The sequence below is a fragment of the Nonomuraea sp. B1E8 genome (genome assembly GCF_039871515.1).
Classification (GTDB): domain Bacteria; phylum Actinomycetota; class Actinomycetes; order Streptosporangiales; family Streptosporangiaceae; genus Nonomuraea.
This window is the reverse complement of the sequence record NZ_JBDPLS010000007.1, coordinates 434643-460392: the sequence shown is the minus strand read 5'-3', so window position 1 is coordinate 460392 and position 25750 is coordinate 434643. Positions and strand designations below refer to the sequence as shown.

Genomic DNA, 25750 nt, shown 5'->3' with positions numbered 1-25750 from the left:
CTAAGGGCCGCGTGTGTGTTCGATACGCCGGTTCGCCTGACGGCGAATCGGCTGCCCCTGTCCTGCTCCGCAGGGGTCCGATTCCTCCCCCGCCTGAAGGCGGGGGTTTCCACGGAGGTATCTGATGAGGATCACTTCGCTGGAGCCCGCACGGTGCCTGCCGGTGCCGGACGCCGGGTTCGGCGCCCTGCGGACCGAACGCGGCAACCTGCCGCTCGAAAGCGTGGACGTGGCCGCCGACATCTCGGGGCTCATCGCCGGGGTCGAGGTCACCCAGGGGTTCAGAAACCCGTTCGACGTCACCCTGGAGGCGACGTACGTCTTCCCGCTGCCCGACCGGGCCGCCGTGACGGGGTTCAGGATGGAGGCCGACGACCGGGTCATCGAGGGCGTGCTGAAGGAGCGCGGCCAGGCCAGGGCCGACTATGACCAGGCGCTGCGCGAGGGCAGGCGGGCGGCGATCGCCGAAGAGGACCGGCCGGACGTCTTCACGATCAGGGTGGGCAACATCCTGCCCGGCGAGCGCGTCTCGGTCCGGCTGACCATGAGCCAGCCCCTGCCGTACGAGGACGGCGCGGCCACGTTCAGGTTCCCGCTGGTCGTCGCGCCGCGCTACATCCCGGGCACCCCCATCGACGGGCGGCCCGCCGGCGACGGCGCCGCGCCCGACACCGACGCCGTCCCGGACGCGTCCAGGATCAGCCCTCCCGTCCTGCTGCCCGGCTTCCCCGACCCGGTACGGCTCTCGCTCAGCGCGCGCGTGGACGCCGCGGGCCTGGAGTTGCGCGAGCTGGCCTCCAGCCTGCACGTGGTCGAGGAGGAGGGCCACACGGTTCGCCTGCGTCCTGGTGAACGGCTCGACCGCGACTTCATCCTGCGCATGTCGTTCGACGCGTCCACGTCGTTGCAGCTCGACGGCGGGGGCACGTTCGCGCTGACCGTCGTGCCGCCGCCGCTGCAGGCCACGCGCGCGCCCCGCGACGTGGTGCTGCTGCTCGACCGCTCCGGCAGCATGGGCGGCTGGAAGATGGTGTGCGCGCGCCGGGCCGCCGCGCGCATCGTGGACACGCTGACGTCCCAGGACAGGTTCGCGGTGCTGGCCTTCGACTCCGTGGTGGAGCAGGCGTTCGAGGGCCTGGTGGAGGCGTCCGACCGCAACCGTTACCGCGCCGTCGAGCATCTCGCGCGGGTCGACGCCCGAGGCGGCACCGAGCTGCTGGACCCGCTGCTCCAGGCCGTCGCCCTCCTGAGGGCCGCGTCCGGGCGCGAACGCGTCGTCGTGCTGGTCACCGACGGCCAGGTGGGCAACGAGGACCAGATTCTGGAGCAGGCCGGCGGGGCGCTGTCGGCCATGCGCGTGCACACCGTCGGCATCGACAGGGCCGTGAACGCCGGGTTCCTCGGCCGGCTGGCCGGGCTGGGCGCGGGGAGGTGCGAGCTGGTCGAGTCGGAGGACCGGCTCGACGCCGCCATGGAGCAGATCCACCGCAGGATCGGCGCTCCCCTGGTCACCGACCTGTCGATCAAGGGCCTCGACCTGGAGCCGGACACGGTCACGCATCTCGGCTCGATCTTCCCCGGCGTGCCCCTGCGGGTGTTCGGCCGGTATCGCGAGGGCTCCTCGCTGACCGTGCACGGCATGGCGGCCGGCGGGCCGTGGGAGCAGCAGGTTCCGGGCGTGGGGGTGGACCATCCGGCCATCCGCGCCGTCTGGGCCCGCACGCACCTGCGGGAGCTGGAGGACCGGTACGCCATGGGCGAGCACGACCTGGAGTCCAGGATCGTGCGCACGTCCCTCGACAACGGTGTGCTCTGCCGCTTCACCGCGTACGTGGCGATCGACACCAGGCAGGTCGCCGAGGGCGGCCCCGAGCACCGCGTGATCCAGCCGGTCGAGCCGCCCAGCGGATGGGAGATGCCGCGGAGCGCGGCGCCGATGGGCGCCTTCGGGCACACGATGATGGCCGCCGCGCCGGCGGCCGCCGTACACATGCGGCAGCCTCAGGGCTTCGCCCCGGGCACGGAGCAGGGGCTGCTCGGCGACGCCGGCGCCGTCGGCCCGCTTCCGGCGCCGGGGGCTCCCGCGCGGCCGGGCTCGCCTCGCGGCAGTGCCCGCTCCCGGAGGTCCGGACCGCGGCGCGCTGACCCGGTGGCGTCGGTACGGCCTCAGCTGGTGGCCGAACTCGGCAGGCTGACGGCGCTTCCCGCGCCCGACCTGCTCTACCTGGCCGACCTGGGCTCGCGGCTGGCCGCGCTGGCCGCGTACCTCGGGGGAAACGAGGAGCTGGCGGCGCTGGCCCGCGAGCTGGAGGCGGCCGAGCGGCCGGGCGCGGACGCTCAGGCGCTGCACGACCGCGCCGTCGCCGTCCTCACCGCGCTCGTCGGCCACTCCGCCGCACCGAACCCGTCCTCGGGGCCGGCGGCTCCAGGTGAGCCGCCTCGGGGGGGTCGCGGCCCGTTCTGGAAGCGCGCCTAGCCTAGTCACGGGGGCGGTCACATGATCGGCGTCCACTCCTTCAGCAGGACGACCTCGTAGGCGCCGGCCGCCGTGTACGGGTCCCGGAGGAGGATCTCCCGCAGGTCCTCCTCCCCGGGCACCTCGTAGACGTGCAGCGCCCCGGTGTCGTCCGCCCACGGCCCGGCGGTCACCAGCCGCCCCTCCTCCTTGAGCCCGCGCAGGTGCTCCCGGTGCGCGGGCCGGGCGGCGAGCCGCCGCGGGTCGCCGTCGAAAGCCAGGTGCAGTACGTATCTCGCCATGCCCCGAACGCTAGGCCGGCCCCCTCCTTTCGCTCAGCATCGTGGGGCACGGCGATGGTGTATATCGGGATACATGACGTACACGCTGGCCGACCTGCCGATGTTCGCCCGGCTGGGAGAGGAACGGTTGCGCGGTCTGGCGGCGCGGCGCAGGCGCTATCCGGCAGGGCAGGTGCTGTGCTCCGAGGGCGATCCCGCCGGCCACCTGATCGTGCTGCTCGACGGGCGGGTCAAGGCCGGGCGGGTGAGCGCGGAGGGCCGGGAGGTGGTCCTCGCCGTGGAGGCGGCGCCGGTCGCGTTCGACAAGACGGCCCTGCTCGTGGACGGCCCGCACCGGGCGACGCGCACGGCCCTGACGGCGGTGGAGGTCGCGTACGTGCCGCGCTCCGCCGTGCTGGAGCTGGTCGCCGGCGAACCGGAGGTCGCGGCGCGGCTGCTGCGCACGCTGGCCGAGACCGTGCGCGATCTCGACGAGCGGCTCACCGACGCGGCGGTGCGCGACGTGCCGACGCGCGTGGCGGCCTGGCTGGTACGCCGCTGCGCCGGCGGCCGGGTGCCGCTCCACGGCGGCCAGGCGGGCTTGGGAGCCGAGATCGGCGCGACCCGGGTGAGCGTCAACCGTGCCCTGCGCGGGTTCGAGCGCCGGGGATGGGTCGAGATCTCCACCGGCGAGGTGGTCGTGCTGGATCGTGTGGCCCTTTCCCGCCTGGCCACTGTCCCGATCCCGGCGCCCTGAGTCCCGGCGGGGCGTCCGCGTCGTCTGGAGGCCGTCCGGCTGCTCATACCCTGAAGAGGTGACGACACTTGTCCTGGACGGCGGCCTGTCCACCCAGCTCGAACGGCTCGGCGCGGATCTGCGCGACGCGTTGTGGTCGGCGCGGCTGCTACTGGAGGAGCCGGAGCTGATCCGGCAGGCGCACGCGGGCTATTTCGCGGCGGGCGCCGACGTGGCCACGACCGCCAGCTACCAGGCCACGATCCCGGGCTTCGCCCGGCGCGGGCTCGACGTGGCGCAGGCCGAGCGGCTGCTCAGGCTGTCGGTCGAGCTCGCGGGGCAGGCCCGTGACGAGGCCGGCGGCGGGCTGGTGGCGGCGTCGGTCGGCCCCTACGGCGCCTACCTGGCCAACGGGGCGGAATACACCGGCGACTACGACCTCGACGAGGACGGCCTGTTCGCCTGGCACCTGCCGCGCTGGGAGATCCTCGCCGGGGCGGGTGCCGACCTGCTGGCCTGCGAGACGATCCCGTCCCGCCCCGAGGCGCGGGCGCTGGCCCGGCTGCTGAGCCACACGCCGGAGGTCAAGGCGTGGGTGAGCTTCTCCTGCAGGGACAGCGAGCACCTCAATGACGGGACACCGATCCGGGAGGCCGCCGCGCTGTTCGCGGGGCATGCGCAGGTGGTGGCGGTCGGCGTCAACTGCACCGCGCCGCGCCACATCCCCGGGCTGATCTCGTGCCTGTCGGGCGCGCTGCCCGTGGTGGTCTACCCCAACTCGGGCGAGTCGTGGGACCCGGCCGGTCGCCGCTGGGTGGGCCTGGCCGACCCGATCGAGTACGGCCAGGCCGCCAAGGAGTGGCAGCGGGCGGGTGCGTCGCTGATCGGAGGTTGCTGCCGGACGACTCCCGAGCACGTCCGGCAGATCCGCGCCCACCTGTCCTGAGCGCCCGCCCGTGGCGCTTAGGCGGTGACCGTGGCGGCGCCCCCGCGGCGGCCCAGCACGCGGTCGAGCGCGAACGCGCCGCCGCCGCTGAAGCCGATGGCCAGGCTGGCCGCCGCCAGGGCCAGGACGAACTCGTAGCCGCCCTCGCCGGCGGCGAAGCCGTTCGCGCCGTGCACGAAGACGATCGCGCCCACCATGGTGAGCGCCAGCAGCGAGCCCACGATCGGCAGCGCGGCGCCGGCGACGAGCGCGAGCCCGCCCACGACCTCCAGCGTGGCCACCGCGGGCGCGGCCACACCGGCCAGCGGGATGCCGACGGACTCGAAGAACTTGGTGGTGCCCGCGATGCCCATGGTCGCGAACTTCTGGTAGCCGTGGACGATGAAGATCACGCCGACGGCGACCCTCGCGAGCAGCAGGACGATGGGGCGCGCCTGTTCGATCATGCGACCTCCTTGATTGTCGTTCAGTTTTGAACGACAACTCTAGCCGTGATGTTCAAAGCCGAACAACAAGTCAGGCCGCCGAGTCAAAGACCTGTTCTCAGGAGCGGCGCGGCCTGCCCCTACACTGAGGCGGTGATGGACCCCCGATGGCTGGACGCGACGGAGATGGCGGCGTGGCACGCCTTCGTGTCCACCTTTCACCTGCTGGAGCGCCGCATCGAGGAGCAGCTCAAGGCCGCGGCGGGGCTGACGCACCCGCAGTATGAGATCCTGGTGCGCCTCTCCGCCGCCCCCGACCGCCAGATGCGCATGACGGAGCTGGCCAGAGACGTCGTGGCGACGAAGAGCGCGCTGACGTATCAGATCACCCAGCTGGAGAAGGCCGGCCTGGTGGAGCGGGCGCACTGCCCCTCGGACGAGCGCGGGGTGCTGGCGGTGCTCACCGACGCGGGCATGAGCTGCCTGGAACGGGTGGCGCCCGGCCACGTGGAGGTGGTGCGCGCCTACCTGATCGACCGGCTCAGCCGTGAAGAGCTGCATACGATGACGACCGCCATGCGGAAGACGGAACGTGCCTTACGGTCGTCCCACTGAGACGTGACGTGGCTTCGGCATGCCCGGAGGCACACGCCGGCCCATGAGCGGAGGACGGTCACGCGCGAGCACCACCGTCCGACATGACTCCACGTTAGCACGCCATTACGGCGAGCGACCATGGCCGCCGCTCTAGCTCTTCCCCGCGGCGGCGCGCGCGGCCCGCTCCATCTCGACGCGGGCGCTGGCGGCGTACTTGTCGACGTATTCCTGCTCCGACAGCTCCATCAGCGCGTACATGATCTCGTCGGTCACCGCGCGCAACACCAGCCGATCATCCTCCATCCCATAGTAGCGGGAGAAGTCGAGCGGCTTGCCGAACCTGACGCCCGGCCTGATGCCGAGCTTGGGCAGCGGCCGTCCGGGCGGCATCATCTCGTACGTGTTGATCATGGCCCAGGGGATGACCGGCACCCGGGACTCCAGCGCGAGCCGGGCCACGCCGGTCTTGCCTTTGTAGAGGCGGCCGTCGGGCGAGCGCGTGCCCTCGGGGTAGATGCCCAGGATGTGGCCCTCGCGCAGGATGCGCAGCCCGGTGCGCAGCGCGGCCTCGCTGGCCTTGCCGCCCGACCGGTCGATCGGCACGGTGCCGACGCCGCTGAAGAACAGGCGGGTGAAGAAGCCCTTCACGCCACGCCCGGTGAAATAGTCGGCCTTGCCCAGGGAGATGACCTTGCGGCGGATCTGCAGCGGCCCGAAGAAATGGTCGGCGAACGACAGGTGGTTGCCGGCCAGGATCGCCGGCCCTTGCCTGGGCACGTTGTCCGCGCCTTCGGTCCATGGCCTGAAGACAAGGTGGAGGATCGGCCCCAAGATGGCCTTGACCACCCAGTAGAACACCCCGGCACCTCTTCCTCAGCGCATTGTCGGCGATCAGAGTCATCTTCCCATCCCGCGGGGGATGCTCCTACACCACCTCTCGCACAAACCCCCTAGAACGTGCGACGATCGGGCAGTTCCGGGTGAAATTGCCGGAATGAAACAGCACGGAGGAGCTGTTATGCCGCTCATGCCAGGCGCGGAGTCCTACCACCACGAAGCAGGACAGGTCGGGGTGCTGCTGTGCCATGGGTTCACCGGCACGCCCCAGTCGCTGCGACCGTGGGGCGAGTTCCTGGCCGGGCACGGGGTGAGCGTCTCACTGCCCCGCCAGCCCGGGCACGGCACCCGGTGGCAGGAGATGAACCGTACGCGCTGGGAGGACTGGTACGCCGAGGTGGAGAAGGCGTTCGAGATCCTTCAGGGCCGCTGCACGGAGGTGTTCGTGGCAGGGCTGTCGCTCGGGGGCTGCCTGGCGCTGCGGCTGGCCGAGGTGCACGGCCCGGCGATCAGGGGCGTGATCGTGGTCAACCCGTCGATCGCGAACGACGTGCCCCTGATGAGGCTGGCCCCGCTGCTGAAATGGTTCGTGCCGTCGGTGCCCGGCGTCGCGGGCGACGTCAAGAAGCCCGGCGTGACCGAGCTGGCCTACACCCGCACCCCGGTGAAGGCGGCCGCCTCGCTGCCGGAACTGTGGTCGCTGGTGCAGGCCGACCTGGCGAAGGTGACACAACCGCTTTTGGTCTTCCGTAGCACCGATGACCACGTGGTGAAGCCGGCGAGTGTGGCGATCATCCGTGAGAAGGTGCCGCAGGCCACGATCGAGGAGCTTACCGATAGCTACCATGTTGCGACGCTGGACAACGATGCCGACAGGATCTTTGCCGGGAGCCTCGGCTTCATCCGGACACATGCCTCGGTACCCTTGCAGAGGGACTGATCGCACCCAGGGGGAAGTCGCGATCGCTGTGGAGAGGCCCATCTAGGTGACGCCCCAGAGTGACGAGGACGAGGTCTGGCGGCAGATCGTCGCGTCCTTCAACGACACCGCCGAGCGCGACTCGGCCGACCAGCCATGGCCGGACAGCGAAAACGTCCCCGCCGAACCCACCCGCAGGGTGGTCAAGCCCTCCGAGGAGCCCGCGGCCGAGCCCGACGGGCCGGACGAGCCCGAAGGCGACACGGACCAGCGTGACGACGGCGACGAGGAGGACGAAGGTCACTTCGTGCCGCCTCCGCCGCCTCCCCTGCCCAAAATCGACCTGCCGACCAAGCTGGCCTGGGTGGCGCTGTTCGGCGGCCCCGCCTACCTCCTGGTCGCCGCGATGGCCAGCTGGCACATGGAGGGGTGGGCGCTGTTCACGGCGGTGGCGGCGTTCATCGGCGGGTTCGTGGCGCTGGTGGTGCGCATGGGCGACGGCCCGCCGTCCAACGACTCGGGCTGGGACGACGGCGCCGTGTTGTGAGGCCCCCGCCTTACGACTTCGACGTGGTGGTCTTCGGCGCGAACGCCTCCACCACGTCGGTGTAGCGGTCGGCGGTGTCGACCGCGTGGCCGACCGCCCAGACCGCGCCCTTGCCCGCGAGATAGGCCACCGCCTGCAGGCGCACGCTGCTCCTGCCGTGCTTGGCGCGGCCACGGATGATCTCGCAGTCGCCCTTCTCGCAGCGCATCATGAACGGCTCCCCCGCCCGCGACGGGTCGTAGCCGGCCATCCAGTAGCGGCCCTTGCCGTCGCCCGTCACGCCGTAGAGACGGGCCTCGGAGCGGGGCAGCCGCTGCTCACGCCAGCGCTTGCCGTTCCAGGTCAGCACGAGCGGGCTGATGTCGCCGGGGCCGTGGTAGACGCCGCCGACGGCCATCGCCCGCTTGGAGCTGTCGACGTGCACGTCGCGCAGGTAGCCGCCGGGGATCGAGGGCACCGGCATGGACTTCCACGCGCCGCCGGACTGGTGCACGATCAGCGGCCCGGTGCCGGTGTCGCCGACGGCGAACCCGTCCGCCACCGCGTAGAGCGCGCCCTTCTCCTTGGTCTCGTGGACGGTCCAGGAGGCTCCGTGGCCGGTGAGGATGAGCCCGTTCTTCTCGCGGCTGCCGACCGCGACGATCCGCCCCGACCTGGCGTCGATGCCGCCGAGCCAGTCGCCCGCCCGCAGGCCCTGCGGCCTGACCCGGTCGAACCCCGTCGCATCGCCGTGCGCGAGAAAGGGCAGCCCGTCGTGGCCGTCGCCGACCGTCCACACGTCGGAGGCCGACACGGCGGCCAGGCCACGCAGGTTTCCCGCGGCCGTGGCGTCGCGCACGGGCACCTCCGCCCAGCTCTTCCCGTTCCAGTGGCGGATGGCCCCGCGGTTCTTCCAGACGTCCCAGATCTCCTGCTGGCCCACGGCCCACACGTCGTCGGCCGAGATCGCGAGCACGTCGGAGAGCGAGCCGTCAGCCTGGAGGCGCACGCTGGTCGACTGCTGCCACGCCTCGATCGTGGCAGGACGGGGTTCGGCATGCGCGGCGGGCGCGGCCTGGGTCAAGGCCACGGACGTCGCCAAGAGCAAAGAGAGCGCACGCCGCTGAGAGCGACGGGTCATGATTGAATGCTACGGGCTCGCGAGCCCCACTTGCCCGTTACAGCCCAACTCGCAACTCTGCGATGACCGGCAGATGGTCGGAGGCGGCACCCAGATCGGTCATCGGGGCGTCCACTCCCCCGCAGGAGACGACACGCGCGTCGCGCGCGGCGAACACCCCGTCGATGCGCGCGGACGGCCGCCGCGCGGGGAAGGTCAGCCCGTCGCCCTTGGGCGCCACCGCGTAACAGTCGGCCAGCCGCCCGGCGAGATAACGCCAGGCGGGCCGGCGGTCCTGCTCGTTGATGTCGCCGCCGAGCACCACCGTCGCGTCCAGCCGGGTGGCCGCGCGTTCCACCAGCGCCACGGCCTCCGCCGCGTGGTGCACCCTGGCCGGGTCGTTGAGGTCGAGGTGGAGCGAGCCGACGGCCAGCCGGGTCCCCTCCGCCTCCACCACGGCGATCGCCAGCCCGCGCCGCTCCAGCCCGAAGAAGGCCCGCAGCGCGTGGCTCTCGGCGTGCAGCACGCTGACGCGGGGCCCGGTGAACACGGCGACGCCACCGAGCCTGCCCGGGGTGGCCGGCCGCAGCCCCGCCGCGGCGGCCAGGGCCCGGCGCCTGGCCCGCCAGCGTACGAACCTGGGCGCCTCCTGCACGCACAGCACGTCGGCGCGCATGGCGGTGATGACCCTGGTCAGCGCGGGAACGTCGTCGCGCAACCCGTGCAGGTTGTAGGTCGCTACGCGGATCGTCACGTAGGGGTGACTAGCGGCGCCTGGCCAGGTCGGCGGCGCCCACCACGCCGGCGGAGGCGCCCAGCTCCGCCAGCTTGATCTCGGCCAGCGGCCGGTGCCCGTGCCCGGTGAGCCGCTCGGCGAAGGTCTCGCGCGCCCGGTCGATGAACAGGTCGGCGGCGCGGGACACCCCGCCGCCCACGATGAAGCAGCCGGGGTCGAGCACCGCGGCCAGATCGGCCATGCCCTGCCCCAGCCAGTCGGCGAGGTTGCCGAACGCGGCCAGCGAGGCTTCGTCGCCCAGCCGCGCGGCCTCGGTGACCTCCTCGCCCTCGATCTTGCCGTCGGCCAGCCCCAGCAGGATCCCGGCCCGCTCCGGCTCCGCCTCGGCGATCTTCCTGGCCTCCTTGACGAGGGCCTGACCGCTGGCGTACTGCTCCCAGCAGCCGATGTTGCCGCAGCCGCACGGCCGCCCGCCGGGCAGCACCTGCATGTGACCCAGCTCGGCGCCCATGCCCCAGCGACCGCGGTAGAGAGCGCCGTCGAAGACCAGGCCGCCGCCGATGCCCGTGCCGAGCGTGATGCAGACCACGTGAGACTGGCCCCGCCCGGCGCCGAACCTGGTCTCACCCCAGGCCATGGCGTTGGCGTCGTTCTCGATCACGACCGGCAGGCCGAGCAGGCCGCTGATCTTCTTCTGCAGCGGCTCCTCGCGCCAGGCCAGGTTGGGGGCGAAGCGCACCATCGACCTGGTCTCGTCGACGAACCCGGCCGCGCCGACCCCGACCGCCTCGATCCGCCTGCCCTCCCCCAGCTCGCGAACGACGTCGGCCACCGTCTCGGCCACCACTTCCGGGCGGTCGGCGGCGGTGGGCCTGAGCGTGTGTTCGACGATCTTGCCGTCATCGTCGACCACACCGGCGGCCACCTTGGTTCCGCCGATGTCGACACCGATCGTGAGCATTGCCCCGTGTCTCCCTATCCCAGATCTATGTGTTCCACGTTGTCGCGGCGATCCCGATCGTCGCGTTGCCTGCGAGGGGCGGGCGGCCTGCTGAGGACGTCGAGCGCGCCGCGGACGGCGGCGAACAGCTCACCGCCGGCGGCCACCAGGTGCCCGGTCACGTCGGAGCCGGACTCGCGCTGGGCGGCGATCGCCCGGCAGACCGGGCAGGCACGGCAGATGTACTCGTCGTGTGGCTCGGACACCGCCTCTTCCCACACGTCGCGTTCCCTGCGACCGCCGCCGGCGAACGAGTTGAACACGGACTTGCCGACCTGGCGGGTGGCCCGCCCCTGGATCGACTCCAACAGCTTGCGCGCCTCGTCGGCGACGGTCCCGATCGGATCTCTGTCGTTGCTCTCGGTCATCTGGCCCTCCCTGCGTATGGGGTCGCTCATCCTCCTCAACTCGTCAGGTTGCGGATTCGCTCCCCGACCTGAACGGTAATGCAGAAATCGTCGTCACGCGGGATCGCCGAACCGCACGCTGAGCACGCCGTCGCGGAGCGCGGCCGCGCTGATCTTACGACGGGCCAGCGCGGCGGGCAGCGCCAGAATCCTGCGGTAGGGGCCGGCGGTGACGATCAGCTCGTCGCCCTTGCGGGCCAGGTCGATGTCGTCGCGGTCGGCCCCGGGCAGGGCGAGGGCCAGCTCGTCGGCGCTCATCCGCAGCGGAGGCTCGATCGCGTGCGGGGCGAACGGGTCGGACTCGCCGTACATCGACGCGCCGAGCTCGGCCAGGGCCTTCCTGCCGACGGGCTCGGCGGGCAGATAGGGGACGACGTGGACGGGCAGCGGCGCGAACGACTCCTCCGCCTCGGCCAGCAGCCTTCCCTGCGCCTCCACCCACCGCGCGCGCCACGCGTCGGCGTCGCCGGCGGGGAAGACGCGGTTGGCCACGACGGCGTCGACGCGGTAGCCGTACAGGTTGAGCGAGGTCATGGTGCGCCTGGCCTCGGCGAGCACCACGGCCTCCGGCGTGAGCACGAGCCGCACCGAGGCGTGGTCGCCGGTGAGCAGCTCGCGCACCTCCATCAGACCGCGGTGGAAACGCTCGGCCGCGCTCATGACCTCCTCGCCCGGCGCGCTGACGTGAGCCACGCTGCGCACGAACGGCGAGACCAGCCGCACGAGCTTGCGGCCCACCGGCATCAGCCTGCTGACGTGCCAGTCGAGCGCCTCGGGCAGGGCCAGCAGCCGCAGCGTCTCAGCCGTCGGCGCGCAGTCGACCACGATCACGTCCCAGCGGCCCTCACGGGCGTGCTCGCGCAGCTCCAGCAGGGCGATGATCTCCTCGGCGCCGGGCAGGACGGTGATCTCCTCGGAGGTGACCTCGTCGAGGCCCAGCTCCTCCAGCACTCCCCTGGCGTATTCGCGCAGCTCGCCCCAGTGGCGTTCGAGTGTCTTCTGGGTGTCGACCTGGTGCAGGTGCAGCCCTGGCGCGATCTCGCCCGGCTCGGCGGCGAGCGCGTCGGCCAGCGAGTGGGCGGTGTCGGTGGAGACGATCAGCGTCTTGAGGCCGCGGGCCGCGGCGAGCGTGGCGGTCGCGGCGGCGGCCGTGGTCTTGCCGACGCCGCCCTTGCCGGTGAAGAGCAGGACCCGAGGGCTCAACTCAGCGGCCCTCGACGCGCTTCTTGAGACCCTTGAGCGCGGTGTCCACGATCACCTTCTCCGCCTTGCGCTTGATCATGCCGATCATGGGCACGCTGAGGTCGACCGTCAGCTCGTACGTCACCTCGGTGCCACTGCCCGCGTCGGCGAGCCGGTAACTCCCCCTGAGGTCGGAGACCATCTTGCCCGGCTCGACCACCTGCCAGCTCACGCCGTCGTCGTCCTGCCAGGCGTAGCCGAGGGTGTAGGTGTCGCTGATCGGGCCGGCGTCGAGGGCGAATCGCACCTGCTCGGGCCTGCCGTCGGGGCCGGTGGAGAGGACCTCCGCGCTCTTGACCTGCCCGGCCCATTCCGGGTAGGCGGGAAAGTCCGCGATGACCGCCAGGACATCGGCGCGACCGGCGCCGATGGTGGTGCTCGAAGTGGTGCGATCAGCCATGCGACCACCGTAGTGCACAACACGCCGCTCGGGACGGACCGGAGGGCGCCGCCCGCGCTCACCACTCGAGGACGTACGGAACGCCCCTCCCCCGGAAGTGGCCGACGTTCACGCACTCGGTGCGCCCGACGCGGGTGCGGCGGTGAAGGGGGTTGTGCACGTGTCCGAACAGGGCGTAACGCGGCTGGGTGCGCCTGATCGCCTCCAGCGTGGCCTCGCTGCCGCGCTCGAACCTCCTGGCCACCACGTCATAGAGCAGTTCGGGCAGGGCCGGCGGGATGTGGCAGCACAGCACGTCGACCTCGCCGACCGCCTCGACCTTGGCCGCGTACTCCTCGTCGCCGATCTCGTACGGGGTGCGGTAGGGGGTCTTGAGCCCGCCGCCCACGAACCCGAACCGCAGCCCGCCGATCTCCGTGACCTGCCCGTCGAGCACCTCGAGCCCCGGCCTGAGGTAGTCGGCCCACAGGGCGGGGATGTCGACGTTGCCGTAGGTGAGGTAGGCGGGGGCGGGCATGACGGCGAAGAGGGTCTCGTACTGGGCGCGCACGTTGCGTTCGATGTGCTCGCGCCGGTCGCCGCCGAGCGTGGCCCACAGCCGCGCCGACATGGCCCTGGCCTCGTCGAACCGTTTGGCCGTGCGCAGGGCGATGAAGGCGGACGCGTTCTCCGCCCCGAACAGGTCGGCGAAGATGCCCTGCGCGTGGTCGTCGTAGTCGATGAAGAGGATCAGGTCACCGAGGCAGATCAGCGCGTCGGCGCCGTCGCCGGCCCTGGCCAGGGCGTCGGCCCTGCCGTGGACGTCGCTCACCACATGGACCCTCATGGGGGAAATCCTAAGAGCCCCGGCTGCTAGCGTGACATAACGCCTCAGCGACGGAGCTACCGGCGCGTAACTTGGCGCGGTAACGTCCAGGCCAGGTCGTCACGAAGAGGAGTTGATCCGTGCGCGAGTACAGCGTCCCCGTCCTGGTCGACGTGCCCGCCTCCGCCGGCCTGGCCGACACCGTCTTCGCGCGGGCCGAGGAGCGGCCAGGGGCCGTGGTCATGCGCCGCAGGACCGACGCGGGCTGGCCCGTCGTCACCGCGGCCGAGTTCCGCGACCAGGTGGTCGAGGTGGCCAGAGGGCTGATCGCGGCGGGCGTCGAGCACGGCGACCGGGTCGCGCTGATGTCGCGCACCCGCTACGAGTGGACCCTGGTCGACTACGCCATCTGGTCCGTCGGAGCGGTCACCGTGCCGGTCTACGAGACCTCGTCGGCCGATCAGGTGGCGTGGATCCTCGCCGACAGCGAGGCCAAGGCGGCGTTCGTCGAACTCGACTCGCACGAGGAGACCGTGCGGGAGGCGGCGCCCGGTCTGAAGGCGGTCTGGCGGATCGACGGCACGCTCGACACCGAGGGCGTCCCGGCCTCCGCCGTCGACGAGCGCAGGAAGCGGGTCGCCTCCTCCGACCTGGCCACGATCGTCTACACCTCGGGCACCACCGGCCGGCCCAAGGGCTGCCGGATCACCCACGACAACCTGCTGTTCACCGCGCTCAACGTGCTGCGCGGGCCTCTCGAGCCGCTGTTCGCCCGTAAGGACCCGGCCGCGCTGCTGTTCCTGCCGCTGGCGCACATCTTCGCGCGGATGATCCAGGTGGTGCTGTTCGAGGCGGGCGCCGTCATGGCGCACACCCCCAACATGAAGAACGTCGCCCCCGACCTGCAGGGCTTCCAGCCGACGTTCCTGCTGGGCGTGCCGCGCGTCTTCGAGAAGGTCTACAACTCCGCCGAGCAGAAGGCCAGCGCCGGCGGCAAGGGCGCGATCTTCGCCCGCGCGGTGGACGTCGCGGTGGCCTGGAGCCGCGCCGAGAGCTCCGGTGGCGCGCCGCTCGGGCTGCGGCTGAAGCGGGCGGTGTTCGACCGGCTGGTGTACGCCAAGCTGCGCGCCGCCACCGGCGGCAGGCTCTCCGCGGCGGTGTCCGGCGGCTCGGCGCTCGGCGACCGGCTCGGCCACTTCTTCAGGGGCGTGGGCATCGAGGTCTTCGAGGGCTACGGCCTGACCGAGACGTCGGCCCCCTGCTCGGTCAACATGCCGGGCGCCAACAAGATCGGCACCGTCGGAAAGCCGCTGCCGGGCGTCACGCTGCGCATCGCCGACGACGGCGAGGTCCTGGCCAGGGGCAGGAACGTCTTCGCCGGCTACTGGAAGAACGACGCGGCCACGGACGAGGTGATCGACTCCGAGGGCTGGTTCCACACCGGCGACATCGGCGAGCTGGACGCCGACGGCTACCTGCGGATCACCGGGCGCAAGAAGGAGATCCTGGTGACGGCGGCGGGCAAGAACGTCGCCCCGGGGCCCCTGGAGGACGCGCTGCGCGCCCACCCGCTGATCTCCCAGGCCATGGTCGTCGGAGACGGCCGGCCGTTCGTGGCCGCGCTGATCACCCTCGACCCCGAGGCCATGCCGGCGGGGGCGACGGCCGAGCGGCTGCGCACCGATCCGGAGGTGCTGGCCGGCATCCAGGCGGCCGTCGACCGGGCGAACCTGTCGGTGTCGAGGGCCGAGCAGATCAAGAAGTTCGCGATCCTGGCCGCCGACATCACCGAGGACAGCGGCCACCTCACGCCCACCCTGAAGATCAAGCGCAACCTGGTGCTGCGCGACTTCCAGAAGGAGATCGACGACCTGTACGGCGGGCCCTGACCCGCCGCACAGGTCCCGGCGGCGCGGGCGGGCCCTGCCCCGCAGTACAGGTCCGGGGGCGGGGTCCACGCGCCGGTCAGCCCAGTGCCTCCCCGACGCCCTCCACGTCGCCTCTCCTGCTCATGACCTGCTCACTCTCGCCGGTGGCCGGGTCGAAGACGGTCACCCCCATGGGCGGCGCATCGCGGGGCATGCCGAACACCAGCCGCGTCCCGTAGAAGGCCACCGGCAGGTTGCCGCCCGGCAGGGCCGGGACGATGGAGGTCCGCCCGCCCTCCTGCGCGGGCAGCACCTGCGCGGAGTCGCCCCAGGCCACCGCCACCCGGCCGTCGGGCGCGGCGGCCAGGGCCGCGGTCCCCCCGCCCGTGCTCCCGGCGCAGGCGCCGCACGTCGTGGAGCCGGCGAGTCCGGCGTCGTGGAAGAACTGCACCTTGCCGCATCTCGGCTGGGTCGCCGCCCACCTGCCGCCGGGCACGTAGACGACGGCCTCGCCGAACGCGCAACCGTCGCCGCCGTCGTGCTTGACGGCCTCGATCTGGCTCGCCCGCACGTCCGGGATCACGGTCACCGCGCCGTCGCGTGACCCCGTCCGGGACTTCCGCTGCCTGCCGCCGCCGTCGTCGCGTTCCCCCGGCGCGCCGGCCACGAGCCCCATCCGCCCGTCGCGCAGCGGCCCGACCGCCACCGCGGCGCCGAAGCCGTCGAAAGGCTCGCTGTTGCCCGGCACTCCCTCGGTGTCCTGGGTGATGCGCCGGGGCGGCGTGCCGTCGCCGGTCACGTAGATGGCGCCCGCCGACTGCGAGCCGCCGTCCTTCTCCTGCGGGGCGCCGACGGCGATCGTCCGGCCGTACGCCGCCACGGCCGCCCCGAACCGCGCCCCCGCCTGGGGTTGCGGCGAGACGACCTTCTTGACGGGCTCGGCGTTCCCGCCGTACAGGACATAGACGGCGCCCGCGGCGCCCTTGCCGTCGACCTTGGTGTACGGGGCGCCGACGACGAGATCCGCGCAGTTGTCCGCGTTGACCCGGGCCAGCGCCACCGCGGCGCCGATCCCGTCGGCGGCCTTGTCGGGGATGGTCAGGGGAACGAGCCGGTCCGCGCTCAGGATCGACACCTGGCCGCCGATGATCATGCGGTTGCCCACCGCGACGTCGTCCTTGCCGTCCCCGTCGAAATCCCGCGCGGTCGCCTTGGAGCAGTCCTTCACCGAAGTGGTCTCGGTGGGACGATTTGACGATTCTTCAGAAGCCGTGGGATTTATGTCCGACTCGCACGCGGAGATAGCGAGAACGAGCGCCGGAACCAACGCAATATGTCGCCGTAACATACACGGATCATTTCGGTTTAAAGCTCCCACGTGCCACCTGAACAGGGGAATCTCCATTCGATTCCGGCTTGCAGCCGGCAGTTCGCGGAGTATTCTCGTGGCAAAGAAACAGGACCGGAGATCCTTCACATCCCCGGTCCCTACCCACCACCGTAGGGGAGATTTCCATGAGCATCAAGGACACCTGCATCGAGCTCGGCGACAAGATCCAGGGCGAGCTGGTCAAGATCCGCACGGAACAGCGGCTGCTGGGGGAAGACCTCACCCATCGCATCAACGGCGTGGACAATCGCGTCAAGGATCTCGACCGCAAGATGGACGCGGGGTTCGCCAGGGTCGATGAGAGGCTCACAGGCCTGGAAGGCCGCATGGACTCCATAGAAGGCCGCATGGAAGTCGTGCAGGAGGGTCAGAAGACCATGCAGGCCACCCAGACGGAGATATTGCAGATTCTCGTCGGCATCCAGCGCAAGCTCGACGCGGCCTGATCGCTGTGACGAGGGCGGGTCCGCGTTCGGCGCGGCCCCGCCCTCGTCACGTCCGTCGCCTGGTCCGTCGTCACGGGCGCGCCGGCACCGCACCGGCGAGCCGGAGTGTGCCGGGCCTGCCTGATCTCCCCGTCACGCCGGCGGCACAGGCGGGCGGCGCTGGTTCGCCCCCGCGATGACGAGTTCGCCCACCTGACCGGCCAGCGCCTCCCTGGCCGGGGCCGCGAGCCCGGCGTCGGAGATCACCATGTCGGCCTCGCCGAGCTGGGCGATGGTGCTGATGCCCACGGTGCCCCATTTGGTGTGGTCGGCGAGCACCACGAGCCGGCCGGCCGACTCGACCAGGGCGCGGTCCGTCTCGGCCTCCATCATGTTGGGAGTGGTGAAGCCCGCTCTGACGGTCATCCCGTGCACACCGAGAAACAGCATGTCCACGTTGAGCTCGCGGATCGCCGCCACCGCCACGGGGCCGACGAGGGCGTCGGAGGGCGTGCGCACTCCGCCGGTGAGCACGACCGTCTGGTCGGCCCGGCCGCAGCGCCGGAAGACCTCGGCGACGCGCACCGAGTCGGTCACGACGGTCAGGGCGGGGACTCCGGCCAGATGGTGCGCGAGCGTCCAGGTGGTGGTGCCCGCCGACAGGGCCACGGCGGTGCCGGGTCGGACGAGAGCGGCGGCGCGGCGGGAGATGGCCTGCTTCTCCGCCTCCTGCCGCACCGACTTGGCGGCGAAGCCGGGCTCGTCCGTGGACCCGATGACGGTGGCGCCGCCGTGCACCTTGGTCAGCAGGCCGCGCTCCGACAATGACTCCAGGTCACGTCTGATGGTGATGTCGGAGACCCCGAACACCCGCACCAGCTCGACCACCCGGACGCCGCCGTGCTGCCTGACCAGTTCGAGAATCGCCTGCTGACGCTGCGGAGCGAGCATCGCATCACCAGATCCCAACAGGTTCCGACACCATCCCGATCGCATCATGACACGGCGGCGGCGGCGCGGCTGCCGGGGATTCGTCATGAAACCGTGCGTTGACAGTCCGAAATGTTGGCTTTTCGATGAAGGAAGATGCGCGAACTCGGGGGAATCTGAAGGGTCCGGCAAGGAGGAAACCCACGATGGCCCAACAGCTACCCATCTCCCGCCGTCATGTCCTGCTGGGAGCCGCCGCCGCGTTCGGCGTCCCGGCCGTGCTCACCGGGTGCGGCTCCGGCGACCCCGGCCCCGCCTCCGGCGGCGGAGGGCTGGGCACGGTCACGATCGGCTCCAACGCCTCCGACGAGATCCCGAAGAAGACCCTCGAAACCGTGGTAGGCGGCTTCACGCAGGCCACCACGAAGATCAACACCGTGGACCACAACACGTTCCAGGAGAACATCAACCGTTATCTCCGTGGCACGCCCGAAGACGTGTTCACCTGGTTCGCGGGCTACCGCATGCAGTTCTTCGCCCAGCAGGGGCTGGCCGTCGACATCTCCGACGTGTGGCGGGAGATCGGCGGCGACTACACGCAGGCGTTCAAGGACCAGTCGACCGGCACCGACGGCAAGCAGTACTTCGTGCCGTTCACCTACTATCCGTGGGCGGTGTTCTACCGCAAGAGCCTCTGGCGGGAGAAGGGGTACGAGCCCCCGGCCACGCTCGACGAGCTGACCGCGCTGGCCAGGAGGATGAAGGCCGACGGGCTCGTCCCGATCGCGTTCGCCGACAAGGACGGCTGGCCGGCGATGGGCACGTTCGACATCCTCAACATGCGGACGAACGGCTACGACTTCCACGTCTCGCTCATGGGCGGCAAGGAGTCGTGGACGGATCCGCGGGTCAGGCAGGTGTTCGACACCTGGCGCGGGCTGATGGAGTTCCACCAGCCGGCCGCGCTCGGCCGCACCTGGCAGGAGGCCGGGCAGTCGCTGGCGCAGAAGAAGACCGGGATGTACCTGCTGGGGATGTTCGTCGCCCAGCAGTTCCCGGAGGCCGACCGGGACGACCTCGACTTCTTCACCTTCCCCGAGATCAACCCTGCGTACGGGACCGACTCGATCGACGCCCCCATCGACGGCTACATGATCTCCGCCAAGGCCAGGAACGTCGACGGCGCGAAGGCGCTGCTCAAGCACTTCGCCCAGGCCTCGTCGCAGAACGTCGCCACCAAGCTGGACCCCGGCACGCTGGCCGCCAGTTCCAAGGCCGACACGTCCGGTTACAGCGCCCTGCAGAAGCGCGGCGCGGAGCTCGTGTCGAAGGCCACCCACATCGCGCAGTTCCTCGACCGTGACACCCGGCCCGACTTCGCCTCGACCGTGATGATCCCGTCCCTGCAGTCGTTCGTCGGCGAACCGGACGAGATCGACTCCTTACTGGCGAGCATCGAGAAGCAGAAGGCCAACATCTTCCGCTGATGGCCGCCAAGACCCGGCGCTACTCCGCCCGCGACGTGACCGTCCTGGTCATCGGGCTGGGGGTGGCCATCGTCGTCAACGTGAGCCTCGTCTGGGGTCCCACGCTGGCCTCCGTAGGGCTGTCCGGCACCGCCTGGAACGGCATCGGCCCCATCGAGTGGGTCGGCGGGCGCAACTATCACGACCTGGCCGCCGAATATCCTCCGTTCTGGTCGGCCGTCCGCAACAACGTGTTGTGGCTGGCCTTCCTCGGCCTGGTCGCGACGCCGTTCGGCCTGTTCTGCGCGGTGCTGCTGGACCGGCGGCTGCGGTTGTCGCGCGTCTACCAGAGCGCCCTCTACATGCCGGTGGTGTTGTCGCTGGCCGTGGTCGGCTTCATCGCGCAGCTCGTCTACTCCTCCGACTACGGCGTGCTGAACGCGGTGACGGGGCTCGGCGTGGACTGGCTCGGCGACAGCTCGATCAACATCTGGGTCGTCATGGCCGCCGCCGCGTGGCGGCACGTCGGGTACGTGATGATCATCTATCTGGCGGGGCTGAAGGCCGTCGACCCGGCACTGAAGGAGGCGGCGGCGATCGACGGAGCCAGCGAGCGGCAGGCGTTCTTCCGCGTCGTCTTCCCGACGCTGCGGCCGATCAACGTGATCGTGCTGGTCATCACGGTGATCGAGGCGCTGCGGGCGTTCGACATCGTCTACGCCATCAACAAGGGCAGGAACGGGCTCGAGCTGCTGTCGGTGCTGGTCACGGAGAACATCGTGGGCGAGGCCAGCCGGATCGGGTTCGGCTCGGCGATCGCGGTGATCCTGCTGGTGATCTCGCTGGCGTTCATCGTCACCTACCTGTCGCAGCTGTTCAGGGAGGAACGATGACGCTCACCGCCCCCGCCTCCGCTCCCCCGTCCCAGGCACGCGGGCCCGCCGCGCGGCGCCCGGTGCGGCCGCTGCGGATCCTGCTGCACGCCTTCCTCGCGCTGGTGGCGCTGGGCTGGCTGCTGCCGCTCGCGCTGGCCGTGTACGCGTCGCTGCGGCCGTACGAGGAGACCGCCCGCCTGGGCTACTTCTCGCTGCCGGAGGATCTCACGCTCGGCTACTACGCGGAGGCGTGGATCCAGGCCGAGCTGCCCCGCTACTACCTGAACACGCTGATCATCGTCGTCCCCGGCGTGCTGATCACGTTGCTGCTGGCGTCGTTCACGGCGTTCGCCATCGCCCGGCTGCGCATCCCGGGGCGCAAGGCGCTGCTGATCGTCTTCACCGCCGGCAACCTGCTGCCGCCGCAGGTGCTCATCACGCCGCTCTACTCCCTCTACACGCTGGTCCCGCTGCCCGCCTGGCTGTCGGACTCGCAGTCGCTCTACGACTCCTACCTGGGCCTGATCCTCATCCACGTGGCGTTCCAGTTCGGCTTCTGCGTCTTCGTGATGGCGAACTTCATGCGCACCATCCCCGAGGAGATCAGCGAGGCGGCGCTGGTGGACGGGGCCGGGGTGTGGAAACGGTACTGGCGGCTGACGCTGCCGCTGTGCCGGCCGGTGCTGGCGGCGCTGTCCACGCTGCAGTTCACGTGGATGTACAACGACTTCCTGTGGGCGCTGGTGCTGATGTCGTCGGGCGACAAGCTGCCCGTCACCTCGGCGCTGAACAACCTGCGCGGCCAGTTCTTCACCGACTACAACCTGCTGGCGGCCGGGTCGGTGCTGGTGGCGCTGCCGACGCTGATCGTCTTCCAGCTGCTGCACAAGCAGTTCGTGGCGGGCCTCACGCTGGGGTCGACCAAGGGTTAGGCCAAGGGCTAGAGGAGAGCCCGGAAGCGGGCGGCCACGTGGTCCCACGCCCATTCGCGGGCCACCCAGTCACGGCCGACCGCGCCCATCTTGCGCGCCTTGCCGGGATCGCTCAGCAGCTCGACGAGGGCCCGGGCGATCTCGTCGACGTCCTCGCCGTCGACGACCAGCCCGGTCTCGCCGGGCCGCACCGCGTCGATCGTGCCGCCGGACGCGCCCACGACCACCGGCAGCGCGGTCGCCGACGCCTCCAGGAACACGATCCCGAGCCCTTCCACGTCCAGGCCCTTCCACCGGGTGCGGCACGGCATCGCGAACACGTCGCCGGCGGCGTAGTAGCCGGGCAGGCCCGCCGCCGGCACCGCGCCGGTGAACCTGACCGACTCGTGCCCCGCCGCCAGCCGCTCCAGCGTCCTGCGGTGGGGCCCGTCGCCCACCAGCAGCAGGACCGCGTCCGGCACCGCGCGCAGCACCTGGGGCCAGGCCCTGATGAGCTGATCTTGGCCCTTGCGGGGCACCAGCCGCGACACGCACACCACCACCGGCCTGTCGCCGAGGCCCAGCTCGGCCCTGATGGACCGGCGGGCCGTGCCGGGGCGGTACTGGCCGGTGTCCACGCCGGGAACGAGGCGTACGAGCTTGGCCGGGGGGATGGCGGTGGCCAGGCGGGCTCGTGTGTACTCGCCCAGATACGTCACCACGTCGGCGTGCTCGCCGATCCTGCGCAGCACTGCGCGGAATCCGGGCGTGCTCGCCCACGACGCCTCGTGGCCGTGGGTGAGCATCACCACGCGCCGCGCGCCCGCCGCGCGCAGGCGCGGCGCGAGCAGGCCGAGCGGCGCCGCCGCGCCGAACACGACGGTCCGCACGCGATGCTCGGCCACCAGGGCGGCCGCCCTGCGCGCGACGGCCGGGGCCGGCAGCATGAGCCGCGTGGGATGCCGCACGATCCGGTACGGCTGGCGCAGGTCGAAGTCCGCGCACCCCGGCCAGGCGGGGGCGTAGACGGTCACGCCCGGCGTGCGCAGCGCGAGCCCGTGCACGAACGACTGGATGCCGCCCGGCCTGGGCGGGAAGTCGTTCGTGACGAAGAGCACGTCCGCATGGGTCACGGCACCGGGACGCCGTTCAGCTCGGCCCATGAGCGGGCCAGGGCGATGCGCTCAGGGCTGGAAGGATGGGAGGCATAAAGCACATATTCCACCGGATTCGGCGACAAGTCGGAAATATTGGTAATTGCCAGCCGTTTTTGCATGGCGATGAACGTGGCCGGATCCCGGGTGAGGTCGAGCGCGTGCACGTCGGCCCTGGCCTCGACGTGGCGGCTGATCACGTTCTGGGCGGGGCCCATGATCAGCGAACCCAGCGTCATCAGGCCCATGACCACACCCACCGCGCGCGGATCGGCGATCGAGGTGACTCCGGTGCGCCGGCGTACCGCGCCGAACACCAGGAACAGCAGGACCACGCCGAGCGCCGCCCCCAGGGCGCCGAGGAGGGTTCCGAAGAGCACGTCGTCGGCCTCGGCGTGGCCCAGCTCATGGGCGACGACCAGCTCGACCTGGGGCTGCGGCGCCTTGAGCAGCGTGTCGTAGACGACGATCCTGCGGGTGGCGCCGAAGCCCGACACGTACGCGTTGAGCGCCGTCGTGCGCCGCGAGGCGTCGGCGACCAGCACGTCCTGCACCGGCACGCCGTCGCGCTCGGCCATGTCCAGCAGGTTGTCGCGCAGCGAGCCCTGCGGCATGGACGTGAAGTCGTTGAACAGCGGCTCGAACACCACCGGGTAGACGAACGACATCACCACGGTCAGCGCGCACGCCCCGACGGCCGCCGGGATCCACCAGCGCCGCACCCGGCGGGCCAGCCCCACGAGGACGAGCAGCATGAGGCAGAGCAGGAAGGCCTCCACGCCGAGGCTCTTCAGCCGGTCGGCGCTCCAGCCCGCCCAGTCCTGGGTGGACAGGCCGTAGTCGCGCAGCAGCGTCTCGAACCAGACGCCGAGCGGCCACCTGACCGCCTCGACGATCGCGGTGAGCACCAGGACGCCGAGGACCACCCGCACCCACCAGGGGCCTTTCAGCCGGCCCAGCACCCTGGCCCCGAAGGGGGTGGCCACGAGCAGGGCCGCGAAGGCCAGCGTGAGCGCCAGCCCGAGATAGCTCGGCAGGGACGTGGCCGCGTCGAAGGCCCGCGCCCTGGCGATCTCGGCGGCGGTGAAGTCTCGCGCCGGGTCGGGCGGCCCCGCGGCCAGGACCCGCCACGGCGTGCTGAAGGCGGCCACGGCCAGGATCACCGCCGCGAGCACCGCCAGGACCACGGCGGCCTGCCGCCTGAACCGGCGCTCGGCCGCGTCCACCACCGGCTCCTCCCCCGGGTCCTGCGCCGGGCCGTCCGTCGTCGCGGGCACTCCATCACCCTGCCCCCGTTCGCGACGTCTCCACGCCCCCGCCGCGCCGCCGTCCGTCCGCGCGGGGTCCTCCGCGCTGACGGCGCCCGCGGGAACACCGTCACCGGGCCCTGTGGCGGTCACCTCGCCGCCGCCCGCCCCGGCCTCCTCAGAGGGGCCGTCCGCGTCCCGCCGTCCGCTCATCTTTCTCCCCACTCACGCGAGCTGCTCCCGCACGTACGCGCGCCACCGTGCCGTCAGCGTGGCCACGGAGAGCCCGAGCGCGGCGAGCGCCTCGTCGACGCCGGCCGCCTGCGCATCACGGTAGAGCCTCACCAGGCTCCTCTCACCGAAACGGCGGGAGAGGAACCGACACGCCAGCCAGGCCTCCTGGTACGCCAGCGCGAGGCGTCCGGGGTCGGGCCCGCCGACGGCGAACGCCTCAGGCCCCGGCAACGCGGCCGGCACGCGCCCGGCCCGCACCTCGGCCGCCAACTCGGCGGCGGCCGTGCGCACGGGCAGCCCGGCGTCCCGGTAGGCGACGTAGTCGGCGAAGCCTTCGTAGAGCCAGACGGGCAGCCCGCCGGTGCCCGCGGCGACGTGGGTCAGCTCGTGGGTGAGGACGACGTCCTTGCCGGTGGAGGTGAGCCTGCCGAACGACTCGGGGACGACGATCACCCGCCCGTCGTCGGCCACCGCCGCCAGCCCGTCGAGGCGCTCCACACCGGCCAGCCGGGCGGCGTCCTCAGCGGAGCCGGGAACGATGACCACGGGCCGCACCGGGCGGCCGAGCACGGCCGTGACCCGCAGCCCGGCCGAGTCGGCGCGGCGGGCGAGATCGCTGAGCGTGCCGGGCGCGGCGCGGTGGCCGGTGACGAGGGAACGTGCCCCGCGGGCGGTGGCCTGGCCGTCCGGCCACAGGTCACGGGCTTGCGCGGGGAAGACGGGCGATCCGGGGGCGGGCGCGTCGGCGGCGAGGCCGAGGAGGAGGAGCGCGGCCAGCGCAGTTCGTCGGCTCACCTGCTCGGACACGCTGCCGATCGTAGTGGGCCCGATCGAGGGGCCGGCCGCCTTACGAGGGGAGGGGCGGGCTTCCACGGGAGCCCGCCCGGGCCCCGGAAGATCTCCCGGGGGCCCGGGCGGGGCTTCATCAGAGGCCGGGACGGACCGCGCCGACGAACGACGACTTGCGCCATCCGCCCAGCTTGTCGATGCGCACCCGTTCGCCTGTCCGCGGCGAATGGATCATCTTGCCCTTGCCGATGTACATGCCCACGTGGCCGAGCCCGTTGAAGAACATGAGGTCACCGGGCTTGAGGTTGCGCCAGGAGACCTTGTTCCTGATGCCGGCGAACTGGCTGCTCGCCACGCGCGGGATTTCCACCCCGGCCTTCTTCCAGGCGTACTGGACGAGGCCGGAGCAGTCGAACGAACCAGGGCCTGTGGCGCCGTAACGGTACGGGTCACCGATCTGGTTCTTGGCCACGGCGATGGCCTTGCCGGCCTTCACCTTCTGCCGAGCGATCTTGGCTGCTCGCTTGCGAGCCGCCTTGGCCGACGTCGCGGTGGCGGCGGCCGTGGCCGCCCTCACCGAGGAGACGCCGGCCGTGTCGCTCGTCGTCGCCGCCTGAGCCGTGGGGGCGTGGAGGACCAGACCTCCGGCCGTCACGGTCATCGTGAGCACGACGCCAGGCAGGGCAAGGCGGGACAGGCGGGGGTTGTGCAGGGAGGTAGACAGGATTTCTCCTTGGGTCTTCCACGAACGCCTACCGGGTTAGCTGTCGGATTCGGGCCTGGAAGTCGCCCTACGGCGCGATGGCGCGCCGATTCACCCCTGATCCCTGGGGAACTGGGATCGCTGGGTCCCCGGTTCCGTGCCTCCTGACTGCACGGATTCGGCAGGTCATCGCCCGCGTCATGGGGATATCGCGGCGATGACCAGCGGATCTTCATCTGCCTTCACATCGGGAGGGACCGATGTGGGTTCGCGGCGCCATGGCTTGTGCACCGCGACGACGCCAGAAGCTACGCCGGACGGTCAAG

At 71.5% G+C, this 25750-nt stretch carries 27 protein-coding genes and 1 riboswitch; of the genes, 11 read left to right on the top strand and 16 right to left on the bottom strand.

Going from position 1 to position 25750, the window contains the following annotated elements; translation table 11 throughout:
• Nucleotides 1-124: 124 nt before the first annotated feature.
• Entirely contained in the window at nt 125-2476 is a 2352-nt protein-coding gene (locus ABGA98_RS25310) for a VIT domain-containing protein (RefSeq protein WP_347620879.1), read from the top strand.
• Nucleotides 2477-2493: 17 nt separating this feature from the next.
• Here the strand turns inward: ABGA98_RS25310 and ABGA98_RS25305 are convergent, their stop codons facing one another.
• Nucleotides 2494-2757 carry a YciI family protein gene (locus tag ABGA98_RS25305; protein ID WP_347620878.1) on the bottom strand — a complete coding sequence of 88 codons (264 nt, stop codon included), beginning with the start codon at nt 2755-2757 and terminating at the stop codon, nt 2494-2496.
• Nucleotides 2758-2830: 73 nt separating this feature from the next.
• On the opposite strand from ABGA98_RS25305, the gene ABGA98_RS25300 reads away from it, so the two are divergent.
• Nucleotides 2831-3493 (top strand): Crp/Fnr family transcriptional regulator, encoded by a 663-nt coding sequence (locus tag ABGA98_RS25300; protein WP_347620877.1) that lies wholly within the window; start codon nt 2831-2833, stop codon nt 3491-3493.
• A gap of 58 nt (nt 3494-3551) precedes the next feature.
• A complete protein-coding gene (gene mmuM / locus ABGA98_RS25295; protein WP_347620876.1) occupies nt 3552-4418 on the top strand; it encodes a homocysteine S-methyltransferase in 867 nt (288 codons plus the stop codon).
• A 17-nt stretch (nt 4419-4435) separates the two neighbouring features.
• Here mmuM and ABGA98_RS25290 read toward each other — a convergent pair whose 3' ends face one another.
• Nucleotides 4436-4864 carry a DoxX family protein gene (locus ABGA98_RS25290; RefSeq protein WP_347620875.1) on the bottom strand — a complete coding sequence of 143 codons (429 nt, stop codon included), beginning with the start codon at nt 4862-4864 and terminating at the stop codon, nt 4436-4438.
• A gap of 135 nt (nt 4865-4999) precedes the next feature.
• On the opposite strand from ABGA98_RS25290, the gene ABGA98_RS25285 reads away from it, so the two are divergent.
• Entirely contained in the window at nt 5000-5458 is a 459-nt protein-coding gene (locus ABGA98_RS25285) for a MarR family transcriptional regulator (RefSeq protein WP_347620890.1), read from the top strand.
• Between the two features lie 132 nt (nt 5459-5590).
• Here the strand turns inward: ABGA98_RS25285 and ABGA98_RS25280 are convergent, their stop codons facing one another.
• The gene (locus tag ABGA98_RS25280) at nt 5591-6298 is read right to left on the bottom strand and encodes a lysophospholipid acyltransferase family protein (RefSeq protein WP_347620874.1); all 708 of its coding nucleotides are present in this window, start codon (nt 6296-6298) and stop codon (nt 5591-5593) included.
• A gap of 160 nt (nt 6299-6458) precedes the next feature.
• Between ABGA98_RS25280 and ABGA98_RS25275 the strand changes: the two genes are divergently transcribed.
• Nucleotides 6459-7217: an alpha/beta fold hydrolase gene (locus tag ABGA98_RS25275; RefSeq protein ID WP_347620873.1), complete on the top strand. Its 759-nt coding sequence runs from the start codon at nt 6459-6461 to the stop codon at nt 7215-7217.
• Nucleotides 7218-7263: 46 nt separating this feature from the next.
• On the top strand, nt 7264-7743 hold the full coding sequence (locus ABGA98_RS25270; protein WP_347620872.1) for a hypothetical protein: 480 nt from the start codon (nt 7264-7266) through the stop codon (nt 7741-7743).
• 10 nt (nt 7744-7753) lie between these two features.
• Here the strand turns inward: ABGA98_RS25270 and ABGA98_RS25265 are convergent, their stop codons facing one another.
• The 7 genes from ABGA98_RS25265 to ABGA98_RS25235 form a co-directional block, all read right to left on the bottom strand.
• A complete protein-coding gene (locus ABGA98_RS25265) occupies nt 7754-8863 on the bottom strand; it encodes a hypothetical protein (protein ID WP_347620871.1) in 1110 nt (369 codons plus the stop codon).
• A gap of 37 nt (nt 8864-8900) precedes the next feature.
• The gene (locus ABGA98_RS25260) at nt 8901-9596 is read right to left on the bottom strand and encodes an endonuclease/exonuclease/phosphatase family protein (protein WP_347620870.1); all 696 of its coding nucleotides are present in this window, start codon (nt 9594-9596) and stop codon (nt 8901-8903) included.
• A gap of 10 nt (nt 9597-9606) precedes the next feature.
• The gene (locus ABGA98_RS25255) at nt 9607-10539 is read right to left on the bottom strand and encodes an ROK family glucokinase (RefSeq protein WP_347620869.1); all 933 of its coding nucleotides are present in this window, start codon (nt 10537-10539) and stop codon (nt 9607-9609) included.
• Between the two features lie 14 nt (nt 10540-10553).
• Nucleotides 10554-10946, bottom strand: a complete 393-nt coding sequence (locus ABGA98_RS25250; protein ID WP_347620868.1) for a hypothetical protein — start codon at nt 10944-10946, stop codon at nt 10554-10556.
• Nucleotides 10947-11039: 93 nt separating this feature from the next.
• Nucleotides 11040-12188, bottom strand: coding sequence for an ArsA family ATPase (locus tag ABGA98_RS25245; protein ID WP_347620867.1), 1149 nt, complete (start codon nt 12186-12188; stop codon nt 11040-11042).
• Nucleotide 12189: 1 nt separating this feature from the next.
• A complete protein-coding gene (locus ABGA98_RS25240) occupies nt 12190-12627 on the bottom strand; it encodes an SRPBCC family protein (protein WP_347620866.1) in 438 nt (145 codons plus the stop codon).
• A gap of 58 nt (nt 12628-12685) precedes the next feature.
• A complete protein-coding gene (locus ABGA98_RS25235; protein WP_347620865.1) occupies nt 12686-13453 on the bottom strand; it encodes a metallophosphoesterase in 768 nt (255 codons plus the stop codon).
• Between the two features lie 119 nt (nt 13454-13572).
• Between ABGA98_RS25235 and ABGA98_RS25230 the strand changes: the two genes are divergently transcribed.
• Nucleotides 13573-15321 (top strand): AMP-dependent synthetase/ligase, encoded by a 1749-nt coding sequence (locus ABGA98_RS25230; RefSeq protein ID WP_347620864.1) that lies wholly within the window; start codon nt 13573-13575, stop codon nt 15319-15321.
• A 76-nt stretch (nt 15322-15397) separates the two neighbouring features.
• Here the strand turns inward: ABGA98_RS25230 and ABGA98_RS25225 are convergent, their stop codons facing one another.
• Nucleotides 15398-16528, bottom strand: coding sequence for a hypothetical protein (locus ABGA98_RS25225; RefSeq protein ID WP_347620863.1), 1131 nt, complete (start codon nt 16526-16528; stop codon nt 15398-15400).
• A 287-nt stretch (nt 16529-16815) separates the two neighbouring features.
• Here ABGA98_RS25225 and ABGA98_RS25220 point away from each other — a divergent pair, with 287 nt between their 5' ends.
• A complete protein-coding gene (locus tag ABGA98_RS25220) occupies nt 16816-17136 on the top strand; it encodes a hypothetical protein (protein ID WP_347620862.1) in 321 nt (106 codons plus the stop codon).
• Nucleotides 17137-17268: 132 nt separating this feature from the next.
• Here ABGA98_RS25220 and ABGA98_RS25215 read toward each other — a convergent pair whose 3' ends face one another.
• On the bottom strand, nt 17269-18066 hold the full coding sequence (locus tag ABGA98_RS25215; RefSeq protein WP_347620861.1) for a DeoR/GlpR family DNA-binding transcription regulator: 798 nt from the start codon (nt 18064-18066) through the stop codon (nt 17269-17271).
• A 185-nt stretch (nt 18067-18251) separates the two neighbouring features.
• Between ABGA98_RS25215 and ABGA98_RS25210 the strand changes: the two genes are divergently transcribed.
• From ABGA98_RS25210 to ABGA98_RS25200, 3 genes are read left to right on the top strand one after another with little or no spacing between them, the layout of a single operon-like run.
• Nucleotides 18252-19532: an ABC transporter substrate-binding protein gene (locus tag ABGA98_RS25210; RefSeq protein WP_347620860.1), complete on the top strand. Its 1281-nt coding sequence runs from the start codon at nt 18252-18254 to the stop codon at nt 19530-19532.
• Nucleotides 19532-20404, top strand: a complete 873-nt coding sequence (locus ABGA98_RS25205) for a sugar ABC transporter permease (RefSeq protein ID WP_347620859.1) — start codon at nt 19532-19534, stop codon at nt 20402-20404. Before ABGA98_RS25210 ends, ABGA98_RS25205 begins: the two co-directional genes overlap by 1 nt.
• On the top strand, nt 20401-21318 hold the full coding sequence (locus tag ABGA98_RS25200; RefSeq protein ID WP_347620858.1) for a carbohydrate ABC transporter permease: 918 nt from the start codon (nt 20401-20403) through the stop codon (nt 21316-21318). The genes ABGA98_RS25205 and ABGA98_RS25200 overlap by 4 nt, the downstream gene beginning before the upstream one ends.
• 8 nt (nt 21319-21326) lie before the next feature.
• On the opposite strand, the gene ABGA98_RS25195 is transcribed toward ABGA98_RS25200, so the two are convergent.
• From ABGA98_RS25195 to ABGA98_RS25180, 4 genes are all read right to left on the bottom strand, one after another.
• Nucleotides 21327-22460, bottom strand: coding sequence for a glycosyltransferase family 4 protein (locus ABGA98_RS25195; protein ID WP_347620857.1), 1134 nt, complete (start codon nt 22458-22460; stop codon nt 21327-21329).
• Nucleotides 22427-23911, bottom strand: coding sequence for a M48 family metalloprotease (locus tag ABGA98_RS25190; RefSeq protein ID WP_347620856.1), 1485 nt, complete (start codon nt 23909-23911; stop codon nt 22427-22429). Before ABGA98_RS25190 ends, ABGA98_RS25195 begins: the two co-directional genes overlap by 34 nt.
• Before the next feature lie 12 nt (nt 23912-23923).
• Entirely contained in the window at nt 23924-24739 is an 816-nt protein-coding gene (locus tag ABGA98_RS25185) for a hypothetical protein (RefSeq protein WP_347620855.1), read from the bottom strand.
• Between the two features lie 118 nt (nt 24740-24857).
• On the bottom strand, nt 24858-25382 hold the full coding sequence (locus ABGA98_RS25180; protein WP_347620889.1) for a C40 family peptidase: 525 nt from the start codon (nt 25380-25382) through the stop codon (nt 24858-24860).
• A 73-nt stretch (nt 25383-25455) separates the two neighbouring features.
• Nucleotides 25456-25618: riboswitch (cyclic di-AMP (ydaO/yuaA leader) on the bottom strand.
• Between the last annotated feature and the right edge of the window lie 132 nt (nt 25619-25750).